This is a genomic window from Helicobacter pylori (assembly GCF_011140715.1).
Lineage (GTDB): Bacteria > Campylobacterota > Campylobacteria > Campylobacterales > Helicobacteraceae > Helicobacter > Helicobacter pylori_DA.
Map to the genome: position 1 here is coordinate 1 of NZ_SFZZ01000069.1, position 7,676 is coordinate 7,676.

Annotated in this window: 8 protein-coding genes; 4 read left to right on the top strand and 4 right to left on the bottom strand. The window is 37.3% G+C overall.

The annotated features are described in order from the left end of the window. Positions 1 to 271 precede the first annotated feature (271 nt). Genes EWZ81_RS06870 through sppA form a run of 3 tightly spaced genes read right to left on the bottom strand, consistent with a single transcriptional unit; the run spans position 272 to position 4,494 of the window. Complete coding sequence (locus tag EWZ81_RS06870) at positions 272 to 2,731, bottom strand: hypothetical protein (RefSeq protein ID WP_165549463.1); 2,460 nt, start codon at positions 2,729 to 2,731, stop codon at positions 272 to 274. Beyond that, positions 2,732 to 3,613 (bottom strand): formyltetrahydrofolate deformylase, encoded by an 882-nt coding sequence (gene purU / locus EWZ81_RS06875; RefSeq protein ID WP_165549464.1) that lies wholly within the window; start codon positions 3,611 to 3,613, stop codon positions 2,732 to 2,734. 2 nt (positions 3,614 to 3,615) lie between these two features. After that, entirely contained in the window at positions 3,616 to 4,494 is an 879-nt protein-coding gene (gene sppA, locus EWZ81_RS06880) for a signal peptide peptidase SppA (RefSeq protein WP_165549465.1), read from the bottom strand. A gap of 70 nt (positions 4,495 to 4,564) precedes the next feature. Here sppA and EWZ81_RS06885 point away from each other — a divergent pair, with 70 nt between their 5' ends. From EWZ81_RS06885 to EWZ81_RS06900, 4 genes are all read left to right on the top strand, one after another. Then, the gene (locus EWZ81_RS06885; protein WP_165549466.1) at positions 4,565 to 4,810 is read left to right on the top strand and encodes a hypothetical protein; all 246 of its coding nucleotides are present in this window, start codon (positions 4,565 to 4,567) and stop codon (positions 4,808 to 4,810) included. A 238-nt stretch (positions 4,811 to 5,048) separates the two neighbouring features. Further along, positions 5,049 to 5,723, top strand: coding sequence for a toll/interleukin-1 receptor domain-containing protein (locus EWZ81_RS06890; protein WP_165549467.1), 675 nt, complete (start codon positions 5,049 to 5,051; stop codon positions 5,721 to 5,723). Positions 5,724 to 5,733: 10 nt separating this feature from the next. Then, on the top strand, positions 5,734 to 6,213 hold the full coding sequence (locus tag EWZ81_RS06895; RefSeq protein WP_165549468.1) for a hypothetical protein: 480 nt from the start codon (positions 5,734 to 5,736) through the stop codon (positions 6,211 to 6,213). Positions 6,214 to 6,220: 7 nt separating this feature from the next. Further along, complete coding sequence (locus EWZ81_RS06900) at positions 6,221 to 6,685, top strand: hypothetical protein (protein ID WP_165549470.1); 465 nt, start codon at positions 6,221 to 6,223, stop codon at positions 6,683 to 6,685. 419 nt (positions 6,686 to 7,104) lie between these two features. Here EWZ81_RS06900 and EWZ81_RS06905 read toward each other — a convergent pair whose 3' ends face one another. Further along, positions 7,105 to 7,446: a hypothetical protein gene (locus EWZ81_RS06905; protein ID WP_165549469.1), complete on the bottom strand. Its 342-nt coding sequence runs from the start codon at positions 7,444 to 7,446 to the stop codon at positions 7,105 to 7,107. Between the last annotated feature and the right edge of the window lie 230 nt (positions 7,447 to 7,676).

Below are 7,676 nucleotides of genomic sequence, written 5' to 3' on the forward strand. Positions count from 1 at the left end.
CATTATACTTTGAGTTTGCTTTTTTGGGGCTTAAAGTGATCGTTTCTGTGAAACGCTGATTTTTCCAAGAGCGTTCCCTTAAGTTTAAAAGCTTAGGGGTTTCCTTTAAAAAGCGGGTTTGCCCTTGACTTTTGGGGCGTTTATTTTTATTGTAAAACGCATTTTCTTAAGAGAGTAGCAATAATTCTCCCCTCTATAAAACTAAATCCCCTCATAGAGTGCTTTTAAAAAATACCGCTTGCTCTAGCTTTTTGATTATTTGTCTTAAAAACTACTCCCTTAAAAACCCGTATTCATAGACTTTAGGCTGTATTTCTTTAGCGAGATCTTTTAGGGCGTCTTGCAAGTTAGCGTAAAGCTGTTTGTAATATTTATCTTTGGCTTTGGTGGGTAAATTTAATTTGCCTTGCTTGTTACGGCCTTGAAAAAATTCTTTGATGTCATAAAGGCTTGCGTTAGCGTTATAGGGGCGGTTAGTGAAATCTTGGGCGTGGTAATAACGATAGATCTCTTTGCCAGCGTCAAACACCTTTGAAGCGCTCGGGCTGAATTTTAGGGGCTTGTTTTCTTTTTTAGCGTTTAAAAAGAGGCTATCGCTCTCCTCTTTTATCCCGCCTTTTAAAAAGTCTAATAAAGCGTGGCTGGAATATCTTTCTTTGGCATTGACTTCAGTTTCGCTAAAGGGGATAAAATGGTTAGTCCCTTGAGTGGTAGTGATGCGGTTTTGGGTATGAAAAAGCATGAAAATCAAACAATTGTTTTTAAACTCGCTATCGTCTTGCCATGTATCATCATAAGGGGCGTAGAATTGATCCCTGTCGTTTTGCCATGTGGCTTTGATGCAATGGCGGATGGAGAAAAATACAGACACTAATAATATTGTAGTTGTAATGATTGGAAAATATTTTACATGCGATTGTTCTGATTTGTCAATAACACTAATATGGACTAAATTTTGATGTTGAAAACTATTGCGGCCAGGATCTAAATAACCAAGAATAGTATCTTTTTTTGTTGGCTGAAACTTTTGTAAATAATCCGCTAAAAATAGAACCTTATTGCACGAGCGTATAGTTTTATACCCCAAAAATCCGCCAGAGGAGTCAAACACTTCTAAATTGAGTGCGTTGGTTGGTTTTAAGGGGGGGGTAGCGGTATCCCACACCAAAAAGCCGATGGGGAATTGCCCCTTCACATTATCAAAGCTATCCGCAGGCACCATAAACCCCTCTAAAAATTTGGCTTTAAAGACTTCTCTGAATTTTTTAAAGTTGCTAGAATTAAGGTATTTGAGCTTTGAAAAACTCGCCATGATGCAACCATCCAATTCCTTATAAATGCGCATGAAAAATTGAGCGAAAAGTTCGTTAGCCCCAGACCCTAAAAAATTTTTATAGGTTTCATGAGTCTTATTGTTTCTTGCAACCTTGGCTTTGTGTTCGCCTGTGCCGCTCATTTTAGCTTTGTTGCCCGCTTCTGCATAAGGCGGGTTAATGTAAATGATGAGTTTTTTTCGTTTCTCTTGGTCTTTTAAGATTTCTTGCAAGCTTTTTGGCGCTTTATCACTGAAAAAATCATCGTTTAAAAAGTCAAATTGAAAAACATGATTTTCCAGTAGTTTTAAGTGGTTTTTTGCAGCCAGATCTTTAACGATTGCCACATCGTTATGATCTAAAGTGGATAGATACAAATTAGCCTTATTCAATAAACCTCGAAGCAAATTCCCAGTCCCCCCAGCGCAATCCCAAATGATACAATCCTCTTGATAATCTTGCCCCAAAGCTTTAGCTAAATATTCTTGACTCTTTTCTACCCAGATTTTAGGGGTGAAAAATGCCCCTTTCCTTTCTCTCACATCGCTTGGCACTAACAAGTCGCGCCGCTCTAAAATAGAAGCTTGAAATTCTGATTTAGGAGGCCTTTCATAAACGCTCCAAAATTCTTGATGGGCTTGTTGGCTGTCTGTGAAACCAACTTCCATAAAATCCATTTTGCCTAATTCATTCACACCCCTATTCAATTTATAATGGCTCGATCTTAAAATCGTGTGCAATTTCTCAATAATGGTTTTATCGCCATCGCTAAGCAAATCCGCTAAATAATAGTCTGCGTCTAAAATGTCTTTAGTTTTAGCCACCTCCCAATTTATGTCAATGGTGGGTTTGACAATTTCAAGCCACTTTTGATAGATCGTAAAGAAATTGTTTTTGTCAATTTGGATTTTGTTGAGTAGATGGCTAGAGTTTAAATTATTTTCAATAAATTCTTTGCATTCTTGGCTTTGGGTTTTAAAGTCAAAAACCGATTTATGGAGTTCGCACATGGCTTTAAACGCGTCTAAAGCGTGTTTAAAACCCTCTGTGTTGTGGTTGCTTGGGGTGATAGAAAAATCTATATCGCTTTTATAAAAAAAGCTTGTGATCGTGTCATCAAAGGCGATAAATTCCATTCTAAAAGCGTTAAAAGTGCACAAATAAGGTGGCGTGTGGTGGGTGTATAGCCTGTGCTTGCCTATGGTTAAAAGCAGTTGCGTGAAAGCTTTGTCCAAATCATCAAAATCGCCCCTTTTAGCTTCGCCCCATAAAATGGGTAAGGTGGCGTTAGAATGCTTATAGCTTAACATGAAATCTATTTTATCCCCGCTATAAAGGAATTTTTTATCCTTAAAGAACTCGGCTTTGATCTGGCTTTTTAGGGGTTCTTCATTGAGGTTGCTCCAATCTAAAAACATTCAAAACACCACCGTTTTGTTTTCATGCACAAAGACTCTGTCTTCTAAAACGAGTTTTAAAGCCCTAGCCAAAACCAGTTTTTCTATATCCTTACCCGCTAGGCGCATTTTTTCCACGCTGTAATTGTGGTTAATGGGCAGAGTGTCTTGTAAAATAATCGGCCCTGCATCAAGGCTTTCATTCACAAAATGCGCCGTGGCCCCGATGACTTTCACGCCCCTTTCAAACGCTTGCTGGTAAGGGTTAGCCCCAATGAATGCGGGCAAGAAACTATGATGGATATTTAAGATCTGGTTTTCATAGCGCTTCGTAAAATCATGGCTTAAAATGCGCATGTATTTGGCTAAAACGAGCAAGTCTGCGCTCACTTTGTGTTGTAATTCCAAGTCTTTAATGATTGCCAAAATCTCTTTTTCATGCAAAATTTGATCAACACAAGGCGCGTAAAAATAAGGGATGTCAAATTTTTCCACTAAAGGGCGTAAAATCTCGTAATTAGAAATAACGCCTAAAATTTGAGCGTTCAATTCCCCTCCATACACCCTTAAAAGCAAATCCCCTAAGCAATGGCTCTCTTTAGTAGCGAGTAAAATAATGTTTTTTTTATGCGTTAAAATGACTTCAATCAATAGTTCGTTAAAGTTTTCTAGGGCTTTAAAAAGAGCGGTTTTTAAGGATCGCTCTTCTTGCTCTTTAATTTCAGTATTCAAGGGCTTGATTTCTTTTTGGATTTTTAGCCGCATGAAAAAGCGCTGTTTTAAGGGATCAACAAATTCATCGTTTTTGACGATGTTATAGCCCTTGTTAGCGATCGTGGTGCTTATTGCGCTCACCAAGCCTTTAGAGTCTCTAGCTTGAATTTTTAAAATAAATTCTAACATCTTTATCTCATTAATAATTGATAGCCAAAGGCTTGCGTGATGATATTTGTGGCTGATTGCGTGGCTTTTTCAATGAAGCGCTCCATAGGGCTTTTTTCCAGCCAATAAGCTTTTTTAACCTTACTCAATTCCATTAAACGATTTTGCGCTTGTTTGATCGTGCTGATTTTATCAATGAGTTTTAATTTTAGAGCCTTTTGAGCACTAAAGACCTTCCCTTCAGCAAAATCCTTATAATCCTTAGCGTCTAATTTCCTAGCTTTTGCGACATCATTCACAAACATTTGGTATTGCTCATTGACTAAATTTTGCAAAAATTCTTTTTCGTTGGGTTTCCATGCTCTGGTGAAAGTGCCTATCTCTTTATATTCGCCCGCATGCACGCCTTGAGTGGCTACGCCGACTTTATTGAGCAAATTTTCCACATTCGCGCCCGAAAAAATCACCCCAATCGATCCTATCAAACTCGCTTTAGAGGCATAAACTTCGCTCGCTTGCATGCCCGCATAATAACTCCCGCTCGCCATAACCCCCCTAGCATACGCTAAAACGGGCATTTTTTGCTTCAAGTCAGCGATTTTTTCGCTTAATTCCACGCTCGCTGACACCGCCCCACCAGGAGAGTCAATCAACAATAAAACGCCCTTAATGCTAGGAATTTTTAAGATTTTATCCACTTCTTTGTCAAAATCCTCTGTGCTAAAAATCGCCCCATTTAAATAGAGTTTAGCGAGATTGGGTGGGGCGCTTGGTGCGCTTTCTTTGGCGCTAAAAAAGACTAATACAATGAGTAACAGCACAAACGACTTGAAATACTTCGTGATAAAATCTAAAGGCATAATGATTAAAGCCTTAAAGATTTTTTGAATGAAACTCCACATGCAGCTTTTCCTAAACTTAATATTTGACCATAAGAGTGTATTATACTTCAAATGTTTTAAGGATTAAATCATGGCGTGTAAATTTTGCCCCAAGATCAGAAAAACAGATTGGATTTTTATTTTAATCGCCGCTTTAGGCTTTTATTCAGTCAATAAACTGGGGTATGCGCCCCAATTCACCCCCACTTCAAAGATTTCACGCCCCATTGAAAAGCCTAGCGGTATGACCGAAAAAGAAAGGAAGAAGCGTTTTATAGAGCTACAAAAAGAATGCTTATTCCATAAAGACAAAAAGGCATGCGAAGAGGTTTTTTAGATTGCATTTGTTGTTTTTGCACTTTTTAAGATCGTTGTAAATTTTATACGCCCTTTTTGTTTGCAAAAAGGCTTTTTTTAGCGGTGATTTTTAGTGCCAAAATAGCCCTTAAAACCCCAAAATTTAGGCACTCTTAAGCTAAGTCTAAGTCTAGTATAATCAAAAGATTTTAAAGGAAACTTAAAATCGTGTTTGTAAAGGTTTGAGAATTCATAAAAATATTAAGGAAAATTATATCATGAAAGCTTTTAAGGTTAATTTAGATAATGAAAAAAATCAAAGTATTATTTTAAAACCCAGCACACGCCTTTTTAACAACCAAACTCATCAAGTTGATAGAGTGGCCAAAAAGATTTATGAATTGATTAAAGGCGCTAAACATTCTAACGATGGCATCATCTTAAACCACAATGAAATTAAAGAAGCCTTTTTTAGCCCGTTCAAACCGCAACTAAAAAACGCTCAAGTGTTCCTATCGCATTCGCATGCGGATAGAAATAAGGCTTTAAAGGTTAAAAATTATTTGGAAAGCGAAACAAATCGCAGAGTATTTATAGACTCGCTCTTTTGGGATTATAAAGACGATGTCTTAAACGAATTAGAAGAATACGATGATACAAGCAAGATTGAAGACGCTTTCACGCTCATTCTCAGAGAATCTTTACAAGACATGATTGAAAAATGCCCTTATTTCGTGTTTTTACAAAGCAAAAACAGCGTTTCCAATCAAGGGCTATCGTGCATCACTTATTCAGCATGGATTTATGAAGAATTAAAAATCGCTCATAGTTTGATAGCTGGCAGCGCTCTACAAGAATCGCGCATTAAAGCCATGCGTGTTTCTCATAATATCACAAACTTATTAAGGAGGTTTAAACTTATCTCTCTTGATAGTTTGTCAATTTTATTATAAAGGATCTAGAATGAAAACTTATCAAAAATTATTGGGTGCGAGCTGTTTAGCGCTGTATCTAGTGGGCTGTGGGAGCGGCAGTGGCGGTGAATCGCCGGTTGAAATGACTGCAAATAGTAAGGGTGAGTTTCAAATCAGCTCCAAAGCAGATAGCGTTACTATCCAAGGCGTGAAGCTCAATAGAGGTAATTGCGTTGTCAATTTTGTTCCAGTAAGAGAGGCGGTTCAAATGGGTGTTTTAAGTCAAATTACTCCAATTTCTATGCAAGATTTTAAAGATATGGCAAGCGTTTATAAAGAGTTTGATCAAAAGGAAAGGGTGGCAAACATAGAAAATAAAATTTCTCAATTAGAGCAAAAGGGTGTGATGATGGAGCCTCAAACCCTTAAATTTGGAGAAAGTTTAAGTGGCTGGTCTAGAGAATGCGATATTATAGAAGCAACAATACAGACCGACAAAGGCGCTTGGACTTTTAACTTTAACGAATAAATAATGGATAACACCCCCCACAGAAAGAGAAAAAGAAAGAGCAAAAATCCTTATAGAAGAGCTCAAAATCTTGCAGGGCGTTATCAACAGAATGGCGCAAAATTCTTTGGAGTGCAAGAAATGGACACTCGCGCTCGCTGTGGGGGTTTTATCCCTCAAAATAGAGACGATTTCTCATCTTTATGGGCTGTGTGTTTTAGGGGTGTTGTTGGCATGCTTTTATCTTTTAGACGCTTATTATCTCATGCTAGAAAGGTTGTTTAGGGAGCAATACGAATGGTTAATAAAAAACAGACTTAAAACCGATGAAAGGCTGTTTGAAGTCTTTCCTGCTCATCAAGCTTGCCGGTTCGCACTATACTTATGCGCCATGTTTTCGTTTAGTCTTTTTCCTTATTATTGGGCGTTAGGTCTTTGTTTGGTGGGCTATGGTTTTGTTTCTAATTCTGTTTCAATGGAGTGTTGGCTATAAAAGAGCTTGACTTCAATCAAACGATAACTTTTAAAGCGTTTTAAGATTTAGAGTATCGCAAATAACCACTTTCCATATCCATTCCCATAAACCTGATACAAGTTTTCCTTATACCTAAACTCACACTCTTTTAAATAGAGTAAATGGTTGATTTATGAGTGGTTTTTTGTTTTAAGAGCTAAACATCTATTTAAAAATACTAAGTCGTTTCTAAATCAAGCCTTGAGAAATCTATTATATATTTATCTAACATAGCGGTATCCAAATTCGATCCGACATGGTGTTATTACAGAGAGTTTTTGAATCCCTTATATCTAGCACTTCCCCCACATAAGGATAGGGGAGAAAATCCTCCCCTTCCTTGGTTTAGTCTTAAGGACTAAAACCAAAATGACTCCTTAAGAAAATGAATTAAAGTTTTACTCAAGACCTAAACAAGATTTGCTGTGCTCTTTCTCTTCGTCTTGATACTTTTCTTCTGTTGAAGGTTCAATTAATTTGGCCTGGAGCTCAATGACTTGATCTTTGGATTCAATAGTCTGATCCTTGGATTCAATAGTCTGATCCTTGGATTCAATAGTCTGATTTTGGGATTTAATAGTCTGATCTTTGGATTCAATGATTTGATCTTTGAATTTATTAGCCCGGTTTGCAGCATCTAATTCTAGGTCTTTAGCATTTAATTCTCGTTCTAACCTCTCAATGATCTGATCTTTGACCTTTGATTCAGCTTTTCGTTTTTGGTAACTACTTTCTGCCATCTAATCTCCTTTTTTGTAAAGTTGGGATTCGCTTTTCAGCGTCTCGGAATGAGAAACGGATCGAATACGCGACACAATCTCCCAAAACCAAGAACAATATTTACCCAAACTCAAAATTAAAGTCAAGATCTTATGAAAGGTTGTGAAAATCAAAAATTAAGCAAAAACAAGAAGTAAAAAAAGAAAGATTAAGCCCAATCTTTCAAAACTAAGCAACAAGAAGTTCTTTT